A 20,199-nucleotide genomic window follows, 5' to 3' on the forward strand; every position below is an offset into this window, starting at 1 on the left:
GCCCCATCCTGAGCCCGGGCCCGCTCTAAAAGCTCCAGCACCCACCGGGGTGTGCTGGGGTTTTCGGCAGCCGCCTGACACACTTCTTCGTACTCATCGCCCACCAGCCGCTCCAACGACGAACCTGGGGTATTGGGGTTGGCCGCCACCCCCTGCCGCACCAGGTGGTCGCCATCCTGGGCCAGTTGCTCCAGCCAGTGCGCAGGTAGGGCCGGGTTGCGAGCGGCAGCCCCCCGCACCCTCCAGTCGTCGTCGGTGAGAAAGCGCTCCAGCAGATGGGGTGGGGTTTGCGGATGCTGGGCCACCAGTTGCCGCACCCAGTAGTGCCCCTGCGCCAGTGTCTCAAAGGGGATCTCCACCGCAAGCTGTGCTTCCAGCCTGTCCAGCAACAGGATGGTTTCCCTGGGGGTGGTAGGGTGCTGGCGGGCAGCCTTGCGCACCTCCTCCTCTCCGTCAAACAAGAAGGCTTCCAACACCTCTTTGGGCAGGTTTTCCTGCTGGATCAGGGTCAGTCGCAAACTGGTATCCAGCTCGCGGGCCATACGCGGGAGTATCCAGGCCGGGGCCATCCCCAAAAGCACCAGCTGGTGCAGCTCGAGGTAGTCCATATCCACCTCACACCACCACAGGGCCCGCTCGAGGGGCGAGGTCTCGAGCGCCACGTGCAGCCGGGCCGCCTCCTCTACGGCAGGCCAGGGATGTTGGGTCAGGGGTTCTACCAGGGCCGCTGGGGCTGCTGGGTTTTGCAACAAACTCAACGCCGCGCTGTAGTCACCCTCCCGCACCGCCCAGCGCAGAAAATGCGAAGGAGCCAGGGGACACCCCAGCAAGCGATGGCGTGCATACCCCGGTATTTCCGCCAGCCAGTTGGCGTTGACCAGCAAGAGCAAATCCAGCACCGGATTGCCCAGCACCGCCTCGGGAAAATGCACCGCCAGCCGTAACAGCACGTCTTCAGGCGTGTTCGGATTGCCCGCTACTGCACGGCGGACTTCTATCTCTGGCTGCGATGCCAGCGACCGCAGCCGCTCAGGCGCAGTCTCGGGGTTCTGAGCTTCCGCGAGAAATCCTGCCATCGCAAATCGTCCTTCTTCCTTCCACCCTAGCTTAATTGCAGCACGAAAATTCCTCTGCACCAGAAGCCGCGTACCTCCACCAGGCAGGGGATGGGGTGGCCTGACGGGGTTCTGTGGGGCGTCCACCAACAGACCGCCCAGCCCCGCTCTTTCCCAGCACCCTCCTCACCCCAGCACCAGCTCCCGATACGCCTCCAGGTATGCCCGCAACCGAGGCTCTTCCCGCACCAACAGGGCAAACTCCCCCAGCCCATGCGGCTTCATCCGCCGGTAGAGGTCGGCGACCAGCAGTTGAACCCACTCCGGCGGAGCCGCTTCCACCATCCAGCGGAAGGCATTTAACCCCTGTCGTGCGTCCTCGGCCCGCAAGGTGAGTCCCATCGTGAGGGCGTAGCGGGCCGAAGGCTCCTCGGGGAAAGGTCGGCTGGACTGCCCCTCCAGAATCTCCGCGAGTTCGGGCAGTACCTCGTAAACCTGCCCAAAAGCCTCGAGTTCTGCTGCTGCTGCCTCTCCTACCACGGGCGCGATATTCAACCCGGCCTTGAGCAAGGCGGAGGCCATCTCCCAGCTACGCGGGCTAGGCCAGGCCGGACGCCTGGAGTCCATCAGGTGCAGCAGGACGGGTCGAAAGGCCAGAAAAGCCAGAATACGCTCGTGAATCCCAGCCCGAAGACCATAATCCTTGAAGCTCTCGAAGTCCGGGGCCACCTCGAGGTGAATGAAGCGATTGGCCAACGGTGCTGGCATATCAAACACCGCAGCGCGGTCTTCCTTACGGTTGCCTGCGGCCCAGACAAACCACCCCTCGGGCAACTCGTAAGAGCCTACCTTCCGATCCAGGATGAGTTGTTGTGCCATGCCCTGCATGGTGGGAGGGGCCATATTCAACTCGTCCAGGAAAAAGATTCCTTGGCCCTCCTGGGGCAAGAACTCCGGTGGATACCACCTCGAGACCCCATCCAGCGGCACCGGCAGCCCGCGCAGGTCGGTGGGGGCCAGTTGCGAAAGCCGCACATCAATAAATCCAATGCCATACTTGCGAGCGGTCTGGGCCACAATCGAAGACTTTCCCACCCCCGGCGGTCCCCACAGCATGGTGGAGATTTTCAAACGATGCTCAATCAGACCCGACAGGTATTTAGCTAGCTCGGTTGGGCTCACGCGCTCAGTCTGGGTTATACACGGGTGAACTTTGTGGGCAATTTGACATTTGGTCTCGGTTAAATTTCCACCGGGGATTCGCTGCACAAGCGCTCACAATGGAGGTGTACGATTTCGGTTCAGCAAGATCTGCATCTGGGCCTGCAGTAGAGGTTGTCCCCGGGCAATGTCTGCTGGCACAGTTTGTTAAGGGGCTCTGGATGGCAACAAGGAGGGGGTTCGGTTTACTTCCCTCCGTGGCGTGAATTCAGTGCGACCGGGCCGCGGCGTTCCGAACCATACCGGGGACCATGGCCCTGGGCAGCAGCCTGGGGGCCAGGGCCTGGAGCTGGTTTACGAAACCTGGAATAACCAGTTGCTGGCCGCGCATCAGGGCTTTGTAACCCGCCTGGGCCACCTTGTCGGGGCTGGTGGGCGGGTTGAGTGGATTGGTTAGCAGTCTGGAGCCAGCCATCTCGGCGCGGCTCTGGAAACCGGTGGCCACCGGGCCTGGGCAGAGCGCGGTGACGCTGACTCCGCTGCCTTTGAGTTCTTCACGGATGGCCTCGGAAAAGGAGAGTACATAGGCCTTGGTGGCATAGTAGACCGACATCAGAGGCCCTGGCATAAAAGCTGCGGTACTGGCCACATTCAGCACATAGCCCCGCCTGCGCTCCATCATGGCGGGCAAAAAGCGGTGGGTAAGCTCGGTCAGGGTGGTGATGTTGAGCTGGATCATCTGGGTCTGTTTGGCGAGGTCAGATCTGGCAAACTCACCAAAATCGGCAAAGCCTGCGTTGTTCACCAGCACATCCACCGTCAGGCCCAGCTCCAGTACTTTTTGCTGCAACCGTGCAGGGCCCTGGGGGTCGGACAAGTCCAGCGCAATGGGGAAGGCCTGGAGGTGGTGTTGGGTGCGCAAGGTATGGGCCAGCTCTTGGAGCCTGGGCTCGGTGCGGGCCACCAGAACCAGGTGGAAGCCGTAGGTTGCAAAGACCCTGGCCAGTTCTTCGCCAATGCCACTCGAGGCACCGGTGATGAGAGCAACGTTTCCCTGGGTAGACATGCTTCCTCCTATCGGTTTTGCACTCCGCTAAAAAGCGCGGTCAGGGCGGCTTGCAGGTCGGACTCGAATTCCAATTTCAACAGGTGCAGCGGTGCTTCTTGCAAGACCTCGAGCACGATAGGGGATGCATCGGTCATCTGCTGTATACCCGCAATCAGGGCCTGGGTATAGGCCAGTACCTTGATGCCCATACCGCGTTTCAGGCCCAGATGCTGCTCTAACAGAGCCGCGATGGGGGCTGCCCGGTGCAGTAGCCAGGTCTTGTAGGCCCGGGCCTTGGCCGGGGTAATGTTGTGCTCCAGAATGCTCTCCAGGAGCGGGAACAATCGGGCCAACGGGGGGCGCTGGGCCAGGCTCTGCGCAATCAGACCGGCCAGCTTTCTGGCCTTCCAACTGCCCTGGGAAAGCTCTTCCTCGAGGTAGTCGAGCCAGTCCCCCAGCAGGCGTTCGAACAGCGTCAGGAACAGGGCCTCCTTGGTCGGAAAGTAGAGGTACAGCGTTCCCTTAGCCAGGCCCAGGCGTGCTGCCAGCGCATGCATGGTGAAGTTGGGGTAGGCGGTCTCCTGCCACATTTCCAGCGTTGCGGTCAGGATGCTCCCCCAGCGGGCCTGTTTGTCTTCTGGGTTGCGGGCGCGCAGTTTGCTGACCACAAGTCGGATAATAAATGACTTTGGGTCATTTGTCCAGGTGTTTACCGAACGCAGATCGGCCAGCCACGAGAACTAGGGCTTGTACCAGGTGGAAAAGGGGTTCTCCACTAGACTGGCATTCAGATACCGTGGGTCGTGGGTCACTTCCTCACCGACCCAGTCGGGCAGTTCCAGTGGATGGTCAGGAGACTCGAGTTCGACCTCCGCTACCACCAGACCCTGGTTCTCCCCGGCGAATTCGTCTACCTCCCAGACCCGTCCGTGAACCTCGATCCGGTAGCGGGTCTTCTCAATCAGGGGGCGGAGGCAGAGCTGGTCGAGCAGTTCGCTGGCATCGGTCGGCGGGATGGGGTACTCGTACTCGAGGCGCGTAATCCCTTCCGCCATGCCCTTGATGGTCAGGTAGCCCATCTCGCCCGCGACGCGCACCCGCACCGTGCGGGCTTTATCGGTGCTCAGATAGCCCTGGCGGTAGACCATGCCGACGGCTCCCTTTTTCCAGTCCGATGGCCTGACCAGAAATTTGCGCTCGGTTTCGGTGCCCATGCCTGATTGTATAGACTTCTGGCAGGTCTCGTGGATAGCTACCTCAGAAACGATCACTCTGGTGGCTGGTCCGGGCACTGGCCCTGGGTTCTGACCTACTGCACCCTCAGGGTGTGCTGCAACGAGTTGTAGCCTGTGGTGGCCTCCCAGACATTCTGATTGGCCAGCCGGATGGCGTACTCGGGACGGCTGGCCAGGCTGGGGGCCGGGTCGGGCAGGTGGAGCAGCACCTCATACTCTCCAGCAGGGAGATCTCCGGGCAGAATGGCGTCGAGGATCAGGGCCTGGGTTTTGTCCGGCTCCCAGAGTCGGGGGTCGGTGTTGATGGGGAATCGAAAAACCTGGCCGCTGGCTCGACTGCGCAAGATAATCTGCACGTGGCGGGGCCTGATGGGGTTGGCGAAGCCATCGTTGGCAATCTCGAGGCCCAGCTTGAAACTGCCGCCTCGGCTGAGTTGCTCAGGAATAATTGCCCGCACCAGACGGAACCGGTACCCCAGGCGGCGGGCGATCTCGTTGAAGCAGCCCTCGCTCCTCCAGCGATCCAGCACCGGTTCGTACCAGGTGCCGCTAATAACCTGCCAGTTGAAGCGGCGCAACTCGGCCAGGGCCACCGAACAGGACTGGCGGGCCTGCCCAAAGTTCACCTGGCAGGTCTCGCCGGCCACCGGCACAAAACGGGTGATCCGATCCAGATAGGCTTTTTGCCGATCCCACTGGTTCCAGCTATAGGTTCCGGCGTCGTTGTCGCCCGCCAGGAAGCAGTCGTTGTGGTGGCCGATGCGGGCCTGGTTGCTACCGTTGAAGGCCTGGCTGGCGGCCAGGGGCTGGGGAAAGAGCCGCTCGATATCCTCGAGGTAGCGCAGTTGCAGCGGGATGCTCTGGGGCAGCGCGGCCAGCAAGGCCCGGACGATGCGGTCTTCGCTTTCGGGCCGGTCGAGATTGTTGCTCGAGTGGTGCCACTCCCCCCAGTGCCCAATAAATCCAGCCTGCATGGTCAGGATGATGTCCTGGAAGTCGTGCCAGAGGGGCCGGAGCTGCTCGATGTGTTGCAGAACCCGATCCAGCGGGGCATCCTCGAGGCCAGCCTTGCCAGGAAAGGCGTAATAGTGCCGAATAATCAGCTTCACCCCCGCTTGCCGGGCGTTCTCGAGGCGGCTGCGGAGGTGATCGAGATAGCTCTGGGGGATCGTGCTGTGGCGGTACTCATACAGGCTAACGTAGACGAAAACCACACTGGCCGGCAGGTTGAACCACCCTCCCGAACGCACCAGGCGGTAGTCGTTGTACTCCTGCAACTGAAACGCAACGTGAAAACCCCGCTCGGGGTTGAGAAAGTTCTCGTTGGAACCCTGATAGGCCACGGTTCTGCCACTCAGGGGGGGCAGCACCGGCACACTGCCTCCGGTGCCTGGAGGGGTCAGTGTGAGCGGGAAATCGCCACATCCTGGCAGTAGCAGCCCGGCTGCCAGTACCATCCAAAGCAAGAGCGGTCTGAAGGGGTGCATCACGGGGTTAGTGTATGGTTCGAGCCCAGGGGCTCGAGGTTAGAAAACCTTAAGCTCCATTAAGGTTTCCATTGAGGATACCGGCAGCCCAGGACAATTTGGGATAACCCCGCTGCCCGACACGCTCGAGGTAACGCCGTAAATAACGGCAGCCGGCTCCCAGTTCAGGCCATTTTTGTTGGGCGATTACCGGCCCGGTTGCGGCAGTTTATCTGCTAGTAATGCCAGGAGTAACCCGTTTTTCATGCAAAACCGGCTCGAGTCTCCTATAACCAGGGGTAAGGTTTAATCAGGACAGCCTATGCGAAACCCAAAACTATCCAGCCTGGTCGCCGTACTGAGTTTTTCGTTTCTGGTCGGTTGTAGTGAGCCCCAGTTGCCGTCTGCCCAGGCCGCGCTGGTTCTCGAGCTTTCCCGGCAGACCACCCTCGATGCAGCGGGTGCCGGGCTGGCGGGCTATTTTTGCCGCCGGGTGATCTGTGCGGGCGACGATAGCCAGAACAACCCGGTACGGGGCCTGCTGGAATTCGACCTCGAGGCCCTGCCCGCAGGCATCACGGGCGACCGGATTGCAGGCGCAACCCTGCGCATCTATCAAGGCGAGTCCAGCACCACCTACGCACAACTGCAAAACCTGATGGTTGAGCATATCCGCGTTGCAAACCTGCTCGACACCACCGCTTTCGGCGCTCCTACCCTGGAAACCGCCAGCAGCGATGCCCCCGGTGAAGGCTACCTCGAGGTAGACGTCTCGGACGCCCTCAAAAGCGACCTGGCCCAGGGCCGCCCATCCGCCCAGTTTCGCCTGCGCTTTAACAAGCCCACCAATCACGATGACCGGAGCAACCTGGCCCTGTTCAGCGCCGCCGATGGCTACGCCCCGCAGCTCATCCTTCATCTCCGCAGACCCTAGGGCAGTTTCTGGAATGCCGCCGTAAACTGCAACCGGGGCGGCAGTTCGCGCATCGTAAGGGGATGGGATTGATAAGCCAGCTACCCCCAGGAGCCTGTCTTGAATCCTCCCTTTGCCGCAAAAGCCCTGCGTAGCTTTCCACCATTGGCTATCGCTTAATCGCTTACTGCACCCGCACGGTCTGATTTAGCCTGTTGTAGCCCGTAGAAGCCTCCCAGACATCGGGATTGGCCAGGCGGATGGCGTACTCGGGGCGGGCTGCGATACTCGGGTAGGGGTCGGGGAAGTGCAGCAACACTTCGTAGCTACCCGGTGAAATCCCTGCGGGAAGGGCCTGATCTACCTGGATTGCTTGGGTGCTGCCTGCGAACCAACGGCGGGGATCGGCACTCACGTTCAGGCTGAAGACCTGACGGCTCTGGGGGTTGCGCAGCACTACCCGTACCGGGCGGGGATTGTAGGGCGCGGCCCAGCCGTCGTTGCGCACGGTAAAACTCAGGCGCAGGCGGCCTCCAGTAGCCACCTCGGGCACCACCGACTGGGTGAGCGCCAGGCGGTAGCCCAGCTTTCGGGCAATGGTGTCGTAGATGCCCCACTGGCGCCACCGCTCCACATTGCCAAAGTCGTTGGCGATAAAGCTCCAGTTGAAACGGGCCAGCTCGTCCAGCTGCCCCTGCGGACTCCGGCGGTTGTAGGGGTCGGAACCGGCCTCGGGCACATCGCCGCACATCTCCCCGCCTACGGGCATGTACCGGGTGATGGCAGCCAGAAAATTGCGATCATTGCTACGTTGAGGGTCGTCCCAGGCATACGTTCCCGCATCGCTCTGGTTGACCATAAAGCAGTCGTTGTGGTGTCCTAGGCGGGAGACAATCTGCTGCGTATCGAAGGCCTGTGACTCGCTAAATCCCTGGGGTGCAAACAGGCGCAGGGACTCCACATACCTGAGCTGGATCTTGCGGTCGGAAGGAACCACGCGGGCCAGCGCCATAAAGATGTCGCGTTTGTCCTGATCGGAAAGCCCGCTGTGAGAGTGCCACTCCCCCCAGGCTCCCACAAAGCCAGCCTGCAGGGCGGCCATCACGTCGGCGTTGTCCCGCAATAGCGGAGCGAGCTGTTCGATGTGCTGCAGGATTCGGCTTCTGGGTACGGTGGCGGTTCCACCCCAGACGTACCAGAAGCGCACGGTAGCTTTGATACCGGCCTGGCGCATCTGGCCAAAACGCTCGCGCAACTGGTTGATGTAGGTCTCGGAGATGGCACTGTTCTGGAAGGGTTGCAGGCTGATGTAGGCCTTGATCATGGTGTAGCCGCGCCCCCGGAACCCGGCCAGGTCGAGCCCAGCCAGGCTGCTCGAGCCAATGCCATAGCCAAACTGCACCCCTGGCCGGAAGCCCCGCTCGGGGTTGAGGAATACTTCGTCGGTGGAGGCGTAGGTCACGGTCTTGCCGCTTAGAGGCGTGGGATTGGAACTGCCAGGGGGACTGCTCTGGGTCTGTGTTCCGCAGGCTGCCAATAAAGCCAACAAGACCAGGCTGAGGAACGGGTAGGTAGGGGCAGCGGTACGCAGATTTGGCATAGGAATCACGAGGCAAGGCTATTTTGTGACTTTTGGTGTGACGTTAGTCGCACGTTAAGTAACGTTAAGATATACAACCTATGCCAGCAGGTCTGGTTTATTTGACCTGCTCATATCTATTTGATTAATTTCCCTTAATGCCAACCGTCAAAAACAGGTAACGCTGGGCAGGAATAATCCTGCAACGACAACCTCCATCCGAAAACCGACGCCAGTTCCTATCCCGTTTTTAGACCTGCATTCCACTTGCACGTCCGGCCAATTGTCAGATTCGACACCCCCATATGCTCCGGTGTTGAGGATTGCTCAATTCCGTGTCGGAATCAGATCCAGGGTTTTTTCGTAAACCTCGAGGTACCTGGGGAGTACCACCTCGGGCCGGAAGTGCTGAATGGCCCGCTCGCGGGCGGCCTCGCCCATACTGCGGCGGCGGGGGCGGTTGGAGAGGATTTCCAGGCTGGCCTCGAGCATCCCCTGTACGTCGCCCATCGGACGCAAAAAGCCGGTCTTACCTTCCTCTACGAGTTCGGGTAGCCCACCCACCCGGCTCGCCACCACCGGCACCCCACTGCACATGGCCTCGAGGGCCACCAGCCCAAAGGACTCCTGTTCGGAGGGAAGCAAGAACAGATCGGCCACGCTCATGAACTTTTCGATCGCAGGGGTGGACTCCAAAAACTGCACCCGCCCGGCAATCTCCAGCTCGTCTGCGAGATCCATGCACTCCTGGCGCAGTGGCCCGTCGCCAATCATCAACAGGCGGGCCGGCATCTGCTCGAGGATGCCAGCAAACACCCGCACGGCATCCAGCGGGCGCTTGACCGCGCGAAAATTGGACACGTGCAGCACGATGGCCTCCTCGGGCTGGGCAAAACGGGCCCGATAAGCCGGGTCGCGGTTGGGCTTGAACCGCTCCGGGTCAACCCAGTTGTAGATCACCTCAATCTGGCGGTCTACTCCCATCTTGAGGCGGGCGTCGTGGGCCAGCGAGTTAGAGACCGCCGTCACCGCATCCGAGGTACGTATGGCGTGCTGGGTGGTTCTGGCAAAGGCCGGCTCTTGACCTACCAGGGTGACGTCGGTGCCGTGCAGGGTGGTCACCACCTTGATGTCCAGCCCCATATCGCGGGCCAGAATGGCGCTGGTGGCGTGAGGAATTGCGTAGTGAGCATGCACCAGTTCAATCTTGAAGCGCTCGATCAAATCGGCTATAGAGTTGGCGGTGGTGAGCGGGGTGAGCGGTTCTTGGAACAAGGGGTAGTCGGCGCTCAAAATCTGGTGAAAGTGCAGCGAACCGCTTTTGAGGGGCTTGTTGATCAGGCCCAGCCACCGGGCCACGCTCTGTTTTGAAGCTTTAAAAATGCGCCCCAGCCTGCCAACGGGCTCCTGCCCCATCGAGTACTGGTCGCGGCTCAAGCCAAGTTGGTTAAGCCTTTCCTCGGTCAGGCGAAAAGGCCGCTCGGAAGCGACCACATGCACCCTGTGCCCCAACCCTGCCAGGGCCAGGGCCAGCTCGGTGGCCACCACCCCCGAACCTCCTGCACTGGAATGGCAAAGAATCGCGATATTCATGCAACCTCCCTTTCAAGCGGTTTCAAGATCAGGATGGCTGTGTGCCCTCCAAAGCAGTGTCTCCATACTGAGCGTGCCAGGTCAGCCCAGCTTCATAGGATGGGATCGCCTCCAGGGGTGAGTTCAGGCTAAAGCTCGGAGGTGAGAAATTGGCTAAAGCCCGGTTCAAGAAAACCTAAAGGCTTGCTTTCATGAAACGGGCCCAATCTGACCTGTGGGCTACGATGAAAGACCAATGGCTCCCTCTTTATCGGAGAGGAAATTTATCGTAGCGGTCTTGCTTCGACACCACTAATTCGCAAATTACCTCGTCGCTATTGCATAATTTGCTACATATACGTGTAGAATTGGCGTAGTGGTCAAATATATCGGCTCCAAACGCGCGCTTTTGCCCTGGATTACCGGGGTAGTGGAGCAGATTAATGCCATAAATCCTCTCCGAGATGCGGTGGATCTGTTTTCAGGTAGTGCCAGGGTCGGCCATGCGCTGAAGAAGTTGGGGCTCTTTGTTACCTCCAACGACCTCCATACCTATGCCCTGGTTCTGGCCCAGACGCTGGTACAGGCCGATAGGGTGCAGTATCCGCCCGAGCGCATCCAGCCCATGCTGGAGCGGCTACTCCGGCTCAGGGGCAAGACCGGCTGGTTTACCCGCACCTACTGCCAGGAGTCGCGTTTTATCCAGCCCCACAACGGCACCAGAATTGAGGCCATCCGGGCCAGAATCGAGCCGGAGGCGGCTGGCGACGAAATCCTGAGGGCCATTCTGCTTTTCAGCCTGATAATCGCCGCCGACAAAGTAGACTCCACCACCGGCATCCAGATGGCCTACCTCAAGCGCTGGGCTCCGCGTTCTTATGGCGAACTCAGGCTGGAATACCCTCCCCTGTTGCCAGGCCAGGGGACGGCCCTCCAGGCCGATGCCCTCGAGGTTGCTTCGGGGTTGCAAGCCGACCTCTTCTACCTCGACCCCCCCTACAACCAGCACTCCTATCTGGGCAACTATCACCTCTGGGAAACCCTGGTTCGCTGGGACAACCCCCAGACTTACGGCGTGGCTCGCAAACGCACCGAGGTGCAGAGCCGCAAAAGCCCCTTCAACTCCAGGCGCGAGGCCAGAGGCGCGATGGAAAAACTGCTTGGGAGCCTTCAGGCCAAACACCTGGTGATGTCGTTCAATAACGAAGGTTTTTTCAGCACCAAAGAAATCGAGAGCATGCTAAAGGAGTGGGGCTACGTGGTGCGGATGAGCCAGACCCACCGCCGCTACGTGGGGGCCCGCATCGGCATCTACAACCCCCAGGGTCAGAAAGTGGGGCGGGTCTCCCACACCGAAAACCAGGAGTATCTGTTTGTGGCCACCCACTGCAAAAAGGTCTACCAGGTTTTGCGCTCGAGGGGGATGAGGCGGCTGGCCAGCTAGGGTCTGGGGTACAGGGCCAGCCCGCTCACCACCGGACGTATCCCGAGGCCGTGGCTGGCAGGGTTTCGCAACTGGCCGCGCACCCATAGCTGGGCCGAGCTGCCGCCGTCCATGCGGATGGCCCCCCAGAGACCTTTTCCGTGCAGGACTCGAGCCAGCGCCTCAGGCCGGGTTGGCTCGGTCACGATGAAGTGCAGAGCCCCTTCCTGTGACCAGGCCACTACCGATTGCGCAGCCGTTGCTGTGATGGGGGCGCGGTCGCGGAAAGGCTCGGCGTCGGGGTCGAAGACATTGGAGCCGCTTTGAATGAGCAGCGGGCCGGCCTCGAGGGCATAACTGACGGGGGGTTCCATGGTCCCGTAAAACCTGAGCGTCTCGCCGGTGCGGGCGATGGGCTCTTCGGCAGGAAAAGTGAGCGCCCATAATCCCTCGAGAAGCTGGTGGGGCGCGGGGTGGGTGGCGATGATCTGATCGCCCTGCACGATATGCACATGCTCTCCCACCCGTCCCACCGGCCCCGCCAGGGTGTGGGCGGTATACCTGGCCCGGGCCAGGTTGACCCCTACCCGGATGCTGCGGCCATCCATGAGCTGCACCGAGGCCACAAACCGGGGACGTCCGGCAAAAACGTTTGCATCTTGCCAGAACAGCGTGCTGCGCCCAAAAGGGGGGTTGAGGGCCACCCCTCCACGAACCCACAGGCCGATGGGGGTTCCGGTGGGGCCATCAAAATAACCCCCGTTTAGCAAAGCCAGGGCTCCAGGGGCCATCTGGGGCAGGATTCTGCGTTCCCCGGGACGGCCCACCGGCTCCATGCGCCAGCTGCCAGGGTCGGCTGCTAGCCAGAACATCCTCACCGGCTCGGGTGTCCAGGCCCACAGCTCGCGGTAGCGAAAACCCGGCTGTACCGACTCTTCGAGTTCGGGCAGCAGGTAGAAAACATCCAGCGCGTGGCGGGCGGGGTTGCTCAGTTGCAGGGTGCGGTAGCGGTAAAGACGCTCAGGCGGCGCCTGGATGGTGATCTGGGTGGATTGTGGTTCAAACTGCCACTCAAACCCCACCCCTGCCGGGGGCGTCAGGGCCTCGAGGCCCGGCAGGAAGTAGGGAAGACTCAGCTGCAGCGTCCCCGGAAAAGGGCTGAGTTCAGTCTGGGGCAGGCTGGCGGGGTCGCTGCCTTCGGGCAGATCCAGCACCAGGCGCAGACGCCCCTGTCCAGAGGAAAACCGCACCCCGGCTTCGGGAGCCGTTACCAGGCCCACCGCCCGCACGACCTCGAGGGAAAGCTGGTTTCCCTGGGGCGGGGGCAGGCTGGCTGCCAGGGGCGGTATCCAGCCGAGGCCCTCGACATAGGTGAACTCGAGGCCATCCTTCCTGAAGGTTATGGCCCCACTCTCCCGCGCCACTTCCAGGCCCAGCCTGCCTGCGGGAATCATGGTCGTACTGCCCCCCAGTGCTGGGGTTGCCTGCGCCCAGGCCATGATCGCAAAAATACTCAGGGCAGCCCAGCGAGGCAGCATACTCCCACTCCATGGCATAACTGCTTTAAACTACTGGGTATAGGCCAAAGCGTTGTTGAAGATTGTGTTAGAGCCAGTCCTGCTCTGGACACACAAACATATCATCCAGCCGCTTTAGCCTGGCCGCCAGTAGCGGCACCTTATCCAGCTCGTAATTGAAAAAGTAGCGGGCTGCCTCCAGCTTCCCCTGGTAAAAAGGCCCCTCTTTACCCAGCGATTTTTGCGCCTGCTGCAACCACTGCCAGGCCAGCGTCACCGTGCCAAAGAGCTCGAGGTAGGCAAACGAGTTGGCAAAGGCCCGTTCTACCGCTCCCTCGGCTGCCCGGCCCAGCAGAGCCCTGGTTACATCCGTTGTAGCCTGTAGCGATTCTGCAAGCTGCTCGGCGTACCCCTGCAACGCTGTTTGTGTGCGGGCTTCGGCGATGGTCTTCTGAACCTCGCCCGCCCAGAGCTCGAACCCCGCCCCGCCCTGCATCCCCACCTTGCGCCCCAGCAGGTCCAGGGCCTGGATGCCATTGGTGCCCTCGTGGATAGCGTTCAGGCGGTTGTCGCGGTAGAACTGCTCGACGTTGTACTCGCGGGTGTAGCCATAACCCCCGTGTACCTGTATGGCCAGCTCGTTGGCTTTCAGACCCAACTCGCTCGACCAGCCCTTCACCACCGGGGTCAGTATTTCCAGCAGCAGGTTGGCCTGCTCGGCAGCCTGGGGGGTGGAAGCGGTTCGCTCTTCGTCCACCAGCCGCGCCGCATACAGGCACAGGTGTAAAGAGCCTTCGGCATAGGCTTTCTGCATTAGCAACATGCGCCGAACGTCGGGGTGCTGGATGATGGGGACTGCCGGGCTGGTGGGGTTTTTGTCGCCCAGGCGGCGGCCCTGGGTGCGCTCGCGGGCATACTCCAGCGCGTGCAGATAGCCGGTGTAGGCCAGGGCCATGGCCCCCATCCCCACCCCAATGCGGGCCTCGTTCATCATGGTGAACATATAGGAAAGCCCCTGGTGCGGCTCACCTACCAGCTCACCCACGGCATCCTCGAGGCTCAGCAAACAGTTGGGAATGCCCGCATAGCCCATCTTGTGGTTCAGCCCCGCCATCTTCACCCCGTTGGGCTCTCCCAGGCTGCCGTCGGGCTCGACCCGGTACTTGGGCACGATGAAGAGCGAGATCCCCTTCACTCCCAGCGGCCCGCCGGGAATCTTGGCCAGCACCAGGTGCACGATGTTCTGCGAGACCTCGTGATCCCCCCCGGAAATCCACATCTTGGAGCCGTTGAGCCGGTAGGTGCCATCGGGCTGGGGCTCGGCCCGGGTCAGAATATCGGTCAGCGAAGAACCGGCATGGGGCTCGGAAAGGCACATGGTGCCAAAGTAGCGGCCCTCTAACTGGGGAATCAGATACTTCTTCTGCTGGGCCTGCGAGCCATACTTACGCAGCACATTGGCATTGCCTGCGGTGAGCAGAGCAAAGCTGGTGGTGGCGATGTTAGCGGCCTTGAAAAAGGCTCCGCAGGCAGTTGAAATCACGTAGGGTAGCTGGATGCCGCCCAGCTCGTAGTCGTGGGTAGCGGCAAACAGACCCGCTTTGCGGTACTCCTCCAGCGCAGCCTTCACTTCGGGGATGGTGTGGACTTTTTCCCCGTCGAACCAGGGCTCCTCCTGGTCTCCTTTCTTGTTGTGGGTAGCGAAGTGTTCGGCAGCAATCCTGGTGGCCACATCGAGAATGTCCTTGAAAGTTTCGCGGCTGTGGTCGCGGTAGCGTTCGCGCCGGGTGAGGGCCTCGACATCCAGTACTTCGTACAGCAGGAATTCGAGGTCGCGCCTCGAGATCAGCTTGTCCATCGCAGGATAATTCTACCCTGCCGTGGGCATCTGAAATAGTGCAGGACTCGAAAGTCCCTGGCCAGCTTCGAGGGCTTGATTCGGTATCTTCATTTTGGAACGGCACAGATCATTCGAAATTGGCCGCAAGTCTCAAGTCGCAGGTCTCGGGTCGAGGGTCGAGCGCTTCACCTCGAGTCTTTCAGCACTCGCCGCAGATTCAGTTTTTAAGCTTATGGCCTTCGACTCTGACACCCGACTCTCGACTCTCGACTCTTCTTCCTCCACCTGCACATGGCAAAGACTTTCTTTCCAGACCGCTCAGGGTTTAACCCTTCGCAACACCCCAACCGCATCAATCAGCAGCCGCACGCTGTCCTCCATATGGCCGGTCGAGCCCAGCGACAGGATGACAACGACTTTGCTCTGGGAGTCCAGAACCAGCAGGGTGCCCAGAATGCCCAGGTGGCCGATCATGTCGGGGTAGCGCAGCAGGGGAAAGAAGTCGGCGAACTTGAGGCGCATCATACCCCGCCCGTAGCGGATGACCCGCTCGAAGCGGTTGAGCGGCTGGGAGAGGTACAGGAGGGTGTCCGGCCCGATCAGCCTCCCCTCCATCAGGGCCTGGCCAAATTTCAGCAGGTCGTCGGTGGTGCTGGCGACCCCTCCTCCGGCCCAGTCCACGGTAAGGGCGGGCGACTGGCTAAGGTCTGCGCTGTTGATCCAGACCGGGCTTAGCCTGGCGGTGGGCTGATTGGGCTGGGTGCGAAAGGGGAAGTAACTGTGCTCCATGCCCAGCGGCCCGAAGATGCGCTGGTGCACCACCTCTTCAAACGGCTGGCTGTAGATGGCCTCGAGCACCAGGCCCAGCAAGACAAAGCCCGAGTCGGAGTAGTGGAAGCCCTGGCCGGGGGGAAACCGCGTTTTCTGGCTGGCCCTGGTCACTTCCAGCAATTCCTGCGGCGTCCAGCTCTTTTGTGGCTCTAATGCTGCCTGTTCCATCAAGCGCTTGCCGCCCTGCACCGGGTCGGAAAAGTAGTCGGCGATGCCCGAGGTATGCATCAGCAGATGCTCGAGCCTCACCTCGTCCCGGTAGTCCACACCGTCCACCACAAAGAGGTGCTCGAGGGTCTCGTGGGGCAACAAATCCACCACTCTGGAGTCCCAGCGCAGTCTGCCCTGCTCAACCAGTTGGGCAGTCAGCACGGTGGTGAAGAGTTTGCCCACGCTGGCCACATGAAACGGTTGCTCCGCCGAGGCGCCAAAATGCCCGGAAAACTGGGGGCTGGAAACCAGCATCTGGGCCTGGGCCAACCGGGGTGATTTTCTTTGCACGGCCTGCACGCGCCTATGTAGGGCCTCTCGAGCCTGGGCAGCCGTCATCGGACGCGCAAACGACCAGACCAGGCCTCCAGCAACCAGCACCACTCCCAAGCCCAACAGACCCCAGATCGGAACATTCTCGAGCATCATATTCCTAATAGTAATATGTGGCGTTCAAAAAAGCTATACTTAGGGCAGGTGACCTGTGGATTTTAGCGTTCTGGGCTTACTGATGTTGTTCCCCCACAGCCTCTACGACCTCAAGCAGTCCTTCTCACGCAGCCTGAGCCTGTTTTATAGCTCGAGCCTGGGCAGCCTCCAGGTCTCGGTCAGGAAGCTCCTGAAGCGGGGTCTGATTGAAGTTCACCAGCGCAGCCAGCAGGGCCGCGCCAAGGTCACCTACCGCATCACCGAGGCAGGCCGGGCCTACTTCATGAGCCAGTTCACCGCCCCCATCCCGGCAGGGAGGCTCGAGGAGACCGTGCTGGCCCGCTTTCACTTTCTGGGTCTGATAGAGCAGGAAAAAAGGATCGAGGTGCTGCGCTTCTTAATCGCCGCCATCGAGGCTTCGCTGTCCGAGTTGCAAACCCTTAAGGCCAGCCTGGACGAGCTAGCCATTCCCCCCGAGTGGCAGGAGGTCGCGCACTACCAGATGGCCACCGCCGACTACGGCATCCAGGCCCACCAGACCGGGCTGGCCTGGTTCAAGAAGCAGCTAAAGCGGGAGGTTGGGCTGCTGGGCTCGAGTGGACGGCTAAAGGCCCCGCCTTAGCCTTCGTTTTTCAGCTTAGAGCCCAATTCCCTATTGGAATAACACTTTTCCGGGACGGTCTAGTCTTTAGCTTTGAGCTTTCAGCTGCTTATACCAGAAGTCTGTTGGGACTTTGCGATACCGGTTTCAACGCACCACCGTCCCGGCCCCCGCTAGCGCAGCTGAGATTGGGTTCTCTATCCGTGCATCGCCAAACACCACCCGGCCCACGCCCCCCTGCACGGCTTCTACTGCGCCCAACACCTTTTTTTTCATCCGGCCCTGGGCCACGCTCATGTACTGGGGGTCGTTCACTCTGGCGGCGGGAATCTCGCGGATCAGGCTCGACTCATCGGGAAAGTTTGCCAGCAGGCCGGGAATGTTGGAGAGCAGCAGCAGGGCTTGGGCCTTCATGGCGGTTGCCAGCAGGGCCGCTGCAGTGTCGCCGTCGGTGTTGATGGCATCGCCCTCGTAGCTGACGGCGGGTGGAGTGAGCACCGGAAGATAGCCCGCGTCCATCAAAGTCGCGAGCAGCGCGGTGTTGACCTTCTCAACTGAGCCTGTGTAATCACCTCGATGAATCTTGATCTTGCCGTTTTCAACATACTTCACCGCGTCCTTGCGCTTGCCTTCAAAAATACGCCCATCCAGCCCGCTCAGGCCCACCGCGTTCACGCCCTCCTTCTGCAAAAGCTCTACGATGCGCTTATTCACCAGGCCGCAGTAGACCATCTCGAAAATTTCCAGGGTCTTGCGGTCGGTCAGGCGGCTGGTCAGGCCGCCGGGGTGGGTCAGGAACTGCGGGGGGTGGCCCAGGGCTTGGGCAATCTGGTTGGTCTCGCTACTGCCACCGTGGACAATAATTAGCTTCTGACCCGACTTCCATAGCGCCGCCGCATCTTTGGCTACCGCCGGGTAGTTGATGCCTTCGGAGCCGCCCACTTTGACCACAATCATCTGCAAACCGCCTTTATGGGTGCAGGCCGGTGAACTCAAGCCCCAGTGTCTCAGCCCAGCCCATCCGAACATTCAGGCTCTGGATAGCGTGCCCGGCCGTGCCCTTGACCAGGTTGTCAATGGCCGAGATCACCACCAGCCGCCCGGTCTCTTCTTCCAGCTCGAAGCCTATGTCGCAGTAGTTGGTACCCTCGACCACCTTGGGGTCGGGGTAGCGGTGGATACCCTTTTTGAGCTTCACCAGCCGGATAAATGGCTCCGCGCCATAAACTTTGCGATAAGCGCCCCAGACCTCTTTCTCGCTCAAGCCCGGGCGCAAAAAGGTCTGGGCGGTCATCAGGATGCCCCGCACCCGGTCGGTAGCAACGGCACTCAGGTAGACCTCGGGGTGGCCGGGCAGGTTCTCGCGGACTTCGGCGGTGTGGCGGTGTCCGGTGGGCTTGTAGGCCCTTATGCTGCCCGCGCGCTCGGGGTGATGCGAAGCCAGGCTGGGCTCGGCCCCGGCTGCGCTGGTAGAGATCATCAGGGTGACAAAGATCGGCCCGGGGGCCAGAAGGCCCTCCTGGAGCAGAGGATACAGGCCCAGGATGGTCGCGGTGGCGTTGCAGCCACAACACGCAATGCGGTTGGCGGTCTTGAGGGAGTCTCGGTAAAGCTCGGGGCTGCCGTAGACCCACTGGCCTACCAGGTCGGGGCGGGGGTGGTCTTCGCGGTAATACTTCTTGTACCAGTCCAGGTTTTTCAGGCGGAAGTCGGCCGACAGGTCCAGGATGATGGGGGCCAGCGTCTGGTATTTTTCAATCTCCCTGGCCGCTACGCCGTGGGGCATCGAGAGCACCAGGATGTCGCACGGTTCCAGACTCGCCGGGTCTACGAACTTCAGGCTGGTGCGGCCCCGCAGGCTGGGGTGAACCAGCGTCACCGGGTCGCCCACCAGCCGGCGCGAGGTGACCTGTTTGACTTCCAGGTAAGGGTGTCCCAAAGCCAGCCGCAGAAACTCGCCCCCGGCATAGCCGGAGCCCCCCACAATCGAAACAGTCTGCTTCTCGCTCATACCCCTAACGGCCTAGAATACCCGATAAGCACAGCTATGAAAACCGGCGGATTCTCCCACGTAATCGGCTTCGACGACTTCCCGTTCGAGCCCGGCCACCGGGGTAATGTGAAAATAGTGGGCGCGGTGTACGCTGGGCTGCGCCTGGAGGGCGTTATAAGCGCACATGTTCGGCGGGACGGGCGCAACAGCACCCAGGTGCTCACCCGGTTAGTTCGGCACTGCAAGTTCTACCCAGGCCTTCAACTGGTGATGCTCCAGGGAATTGCGCTGGGTGGGTTCAACGTGGTGGACATCCACGCACTTTCTGAAGCCCTGGCCCTGCCGGTGCTGGTGGTCTCGCGCCGCAGACCCGACCTGAAGGCCATCCAGGCTGCTCTTGGCAAGGTGCGGGGTGGCAGACCGAAGTGGGCGCTAGTCCAGAAAGCTGGTGATATTGAGCCCGTGGCCGGGGTCTGGGTTCAGCGCTGTGGGCTAACCCTGCGGCAGGCCGAGCAGACCATCCAGCGCTTCGCGGTGCACTCCAACATCCCCGAGCCTTTGCGGACAGCCCACCTGATCGCAAGCGGCGTCGCCACCGGCCAGAGCCGGGCCAGACCGTAATAAGATTTTGACCCAGCAGTTTTTGCCTCCCTCCCCTTCTTTGGACGCCAGGTGTTCCGCAATGATACCGTCACTCACCCTAACCAGCGCACCAGGGGGCATATCCAAGAGGGTAGAGGCAGCGAACAGCGAGGGTTCCCGACAATCCTTAGGGGGTAGTCTTTGGCCATCGAAAGTCTTATAGCAGCACTGGCAAGCCATCATTCCCCCATCTGACACTAACACCGTGGCGATATTTAGAAGAGCTTGGGCTGAGGGTTCGCTTCGGCCTGCAGCAATTCGGCCTCGGTCTGGGTCGAGCCGTCTTTGCGAATGTGAAGAATTCTCTCTGGCCAGGCAGGGTTTTCCAGAGTCAGCGCCCGCACAACGAGCAGCCTGCGGTGGCAGTGGCTGGGGTCTTCCTCGCTGCACACGATGGCCGTGCGTCGCTGGTTGACCTCGGATAGAAGGCGCATTACTCCCTCTCGAAATGCTTTGGTCTGGGCCATCTTAACGTAGTCGGGTCGGCCCAGAGCATCGTAGAGTTCGGGCTCCTTAGGGCGGCCACCAAGCGCTGGCAACCACAGGTAAGCCATGCCATGCTCGGCCAGAAGCTCACCCAGGCTCTGCTTGCGAAAGTGTGGCGAGTAGCGCGAGAATGGCTGCGAGCGAACGTCTACCACCAGCTCAATAGCGTGTTGCTTGAGCAGCGACACGAACTTTTCG

The 20,199-nt window shown here is 61.1% G+C and carries 18 protein-coding genes; 4 read left to right on the forward strand and 14 right to left on the reverse strand.

The window, feature by feature from the left end; translation table 11 throughout:
• The 6 genes from Q0288_RS02335 to Q0288_RS02360 form a co-directional block, all read right to left on the reverse strand.
• The coding region (locus tag Q0288_RS02335; RefSeq protein WP_299426590.1) for a hypothetical protein at positions 1–1,076 on the reverse strand (1,076 nt) is incomplete at its 3' end.
• A 165-nt stretch (positions 1,077–1,241) separates the two neighbouring features.
• The gene (locus Q0288_RS02340) at positions 1,242–2,237 is read right to left on the reverse strand and encodes a MoxR family ATPase (RefSeq protein WP_299426593.1); all 996 of its coding nucleotides are present in this window, start codon (positions 2,235–2,237) and stop codon (positions 1,242–1,244) included.
• A gap of 247 nt (positions 2,238–2,484) precedes the next feature.
• Positions 2,485–3,282, reverse strand: a complete 798-nt coding sequence (locus Q0288_RS02345) for an SDR family oxidoreductase (RefSeq protein WP_299426596.1) — start codon at positions 3,280–3,282, stop codon at positions 2,485–2,487.
• 8 nt (positions 3,283–3,290) lie between these two features.
• Entirely contained in the window at positions 3,291–3,932 is a 642-nt protein-coding gene (locus Q0288_RS02350) for a TetR/AcrR family transcriptional regulator (RefSeq protein ID WP_299426599.1), read from the reverse strand.
• 72 nt (positions 3,933–4,004) lie between these two features.
• Positions 4,005–4,478: a CYTH domain-containing protein gene (locus Q0288_RS02355; protein WP_299426602.1), complete on the reverse strand. Its 474-nt coding sequence runs from the start codon at positions 4,476–4,478 to the stop codon at positions 4,005–4,007.
• 95 nt (positions 4,479–4,573) lie between these two features.
• Positions 4,574–5,986 carry a DUF4832 domain-containing protein gene (locus Q0288_RS02360; protein ID WP_299426637.1) on the reverse strand — a complete coding sequence of 471 codons (1,413 nt, stop codon included), beginning with the start codon at positions 5,984–5,986 and terminating at the stop codon, positions 4,574–4,576.
• Positions 5,987–6,287: 301 nt separating this feature from the next.
• On the opposite strand from Q0288_RS02360, the gene Q0288_RS02365 reads away from it, so the two are divergent.
• The gene (locus Q0288_RS02365) at positions 6,288–6,899 is read left to right on the forward strand and encodes a hypothetical protein (protein ID WP_299426604.1); all 612 of its coding nucleotides are present in this window, start codon (positions 6,288–6,290) and stop codon (positions 6,897–6,899) included.
• Between the two features lie 163 nt (positions 6,900–7,062).
• Here Q0288_RS02365 and Q0288_RS02370 read toward each other — a convergent pair whose 3' ends face one another.
• Together Q0288_RS02370 and bshA are read right to left on the reverse strand one after the other, a co-directional pair.
• On the reverse strand, positions 7,063–8,478 hold the full coding sequence (locus Q0288_RS02370; RefSeq protein WP_299426640.1) for a DUF4832 domain-containing protein: 1,416 nt from the start codon (positions 8,476–8,478) through the stop codon (positions 7,063–7,065).
• Positions 8,479–8,784: 306 nt separating this feature from the next.
• Positions 8,785–10,050, reverse strand: coding sequence for an N-acetyl-alpha-D-glucosaminyl L-malate synthase BshA (bshA, locus tag Q0288_RS02375; RefSeq protein WP_299426607.1), 1,266 nt, complete (start codon positions 10,048–10,050; stop codon positions 8,785–8,787).
• 355 nt (positions 10,051–10,405) lie between these two features.
• Here bshA and Q0288_RS02380 point away from each other — a divergent pair, with 355 nt between their 5' ends.
• A complete protein-coding gene (locus Q0288_RS02380; protein ID WP_299426610.1) occupies positions 10,406–11,473 on the forward strand; it encodes a DNA adenine methylase in 1,068 nt (355 codons plus the stop codon).
• Here Q0288_RS02380 and Q0288_RS02385 read toward each other — a convergent pair.
• From Q0288_RS02385 to Q0288_RS02395, 3 genes are all read right to left on the reverse strand, one after another.
• Positions 11,470–12,990 carry a phosphodiester glycosidase family protein gene (locus Q0288_RS02385; protein WP_299426613.1) on the reverse strand — a complete coding sequence of 507 codons (1,521 nt, stop codon included), beginning with the start codon at positions 12,988–12,990 and terminating at the stop codon, positions 11,470–11,472. The genes Q0288_RS02380 and Q0288_RS02385 overlap by 4 nt on opposite strands.
• A gap of 67 nt (positions 12,991–13,057) precedes the next feature.
• Positions 13,058–14,827, reverse strand: coding sequence for an acyl-CoA dehydrogenase (locus Q0288_RS02390; RefSeq protein WP_299426616.1), 1,770 nt, complete (start codon positions 14,825–14,827; stop codon positions 13,058–13,060).
• Between the two features lie 300 nt (positions 14,828–15,127).
• Positions 15,128–16,279 (reverse strand): serine hydrolase domain-containing protein, encoded by a 1,152-nt coding sequence (locus Q0288_RS02395; protein ID WP_299426619.1) that lies wholly within the window; start codon positions 16,277–16,279, stop codon positions 15,128–15,130.
• A 55-nt stretch (positions 16,280–16,334) separates the two neighbouring features.
• Between Q0288_RS02395 and Q0288_RS02400 the strand changes: the two genes are divergently transcribed.
• Entirely contained in the window at positions 16,335–16,901 is a 567-nt protein-coding gene (locus Q0288_RS02400) for a PadR family transcriptional regulator (RefSeq protein WP_299426622.1), read from the forward strand.
• Positions 16,902–17,027: 126 nt separating this feature from the next.
• Here Q0288_RS02400 and Q0288_RS02405 read toward each other — a convergent pair whose 3' ends face one another.
• Both Q0288_RS02405 and argC read right to left on the reverse strand, forming a co-directional pair.
• A complete protein-coding gene (locus tag Q0288_RS02405; RefSeq protein WP_299426625.1) occupies positions 17,028–17,837 on the reverse strand; it encodes a [LysW]-aminoadipate kinase in 810 nt (269 codons plus the stop codon).
• Between the two features lie 13 nt (positions 17,838–17,850).
• Positions 17,851–18,891: an N-acetyl-gamma-glutamyl-phosphate reductase gene (argC, locus tag Q0288_RS02410; protein ID WP_299426628.1), complete on the reverse strand. Its 1,041-nt coding sequence runs from the start codon at positions 18,889–18,891 to the stop codon at positions 17,851–17,853.
• Positions 18,892–18,927: 36 nt separating this feature from the next.
• On the opposite strand from argC, the gene Q0288_RS02415 reads away from it, so the two are divergent.
• Positions 18,928–19,494, forward strand: a complete 567-nt coding sequence (locus tag Q0288_RS02415) for a DUF99 family protein (RefSeq protein ID WP_299426631.1) — start codon at positions 18,928–18,930, stop codon at positions 19,492–19,494.
• A gap of 236 nt (positions 19,495–19,730) precedes the next feature.
• On the opposite strand, the gene Q0288_RS02420 is transcribed toward Q0288_RS02415, so the two are convergent.
• The coding region (locus Q0288_RS02420; RefSeq protein ID WP_299426634.1) for a DUF488 family protein at positions 19,731–20,199 on the reverse strand (469 nt) is incomplete at its 5' end.

Origin of the sequence: uncultured Meiothermus sp., assembly GCF_937863175.1 — a bacterium.
GTDB lineage: Bacteria > Deinococcota > Deinococci > Deinococcales > Thermaceae > Meiothermus.

Coding starts and splice junctions, on each gene's coding strand:
- bshA (WP_299426607.1), bottom strand. CDS start 10,050: ATGAATATCGCGATTCTTTGCCATTCCAGTGCAGGAGGTTCGGGGGTG.
- Q0288_RS02360 (WP_299426637.1), bottom strand. CDS start 5,986: ATGCACCCCTTCAGACCGCTCTTGCTTTGGATGGTACTGGCAGCCGGG.
- Q0288_RS02405 (WP_299426625.1), bottom strand. CDS start 17,837: ATGATTGTGGTCAAAGTGGGCGGCTCCGAAGGCATCAACTACCCGGCG.
- argC (WP_299426628.1), bottom strand. CDS start 18,891: ATGAGCGAGAAGCAGACTGTTTCGATTGTGGGGGGCTCCGGCTATGCC.
- Q0288_RS02395 (WP_299426619.1), bottom strand. CDS start 16,279: ATGATGCTCGAGAATGTTCCGATCTGGGGTCTGTTGGGCTTGGGAGTG.
- Q0288_RS02365 (WP_299426604.1), top strand. CDS start 6,288: ATGCGAAACCCAAAACTATCCAGCCTGGTCGCCGTACTGAGTTTTTCG.
- Q0288_RS02415 (WP_299426631.1), top strand. CDS start 18,928: ATGAAAACCGGCGGATTCTCCCACGTAATCGGCTTCGACGACTTCCCG.
- Q0288_RS02355 (WP_299426602.1), bottom strand. CDS start 4,478: ATGGGCACCGAAACCGAGCGCAAATTTCTGGTCAGGCCATCGGACTGG.
- Q0288_RS02345 (WP_299426596.1), bottom strand. CDS start 3,282: ATGTCTACCCAGGGAAACGTTGCTCTCATCACCGGTGCCTCGAGTGGC.
- Q0288_RS02370 (WP_299426640.1), bottom strand. CDS start 8,478: ATGCCAAATCTGCGTACCGCTGCCCCTACCTACCCGTTCCTCAGCCTG.
- Q0288_RS02385 (WP_299426613.1), bottom strand. CDS start 12,990: ATGCTGCCTCGCTGGGCTGCCCTGAGTATTTTTGCGATCATGGCCTGG.
- Q0288_RS02390 (WP_299426616.1), bottom strand. CDS start 14,827: ATGGACAAGCTGATCTCGAGGCGCGACCTCGAATTCCTGCTGTACGAA.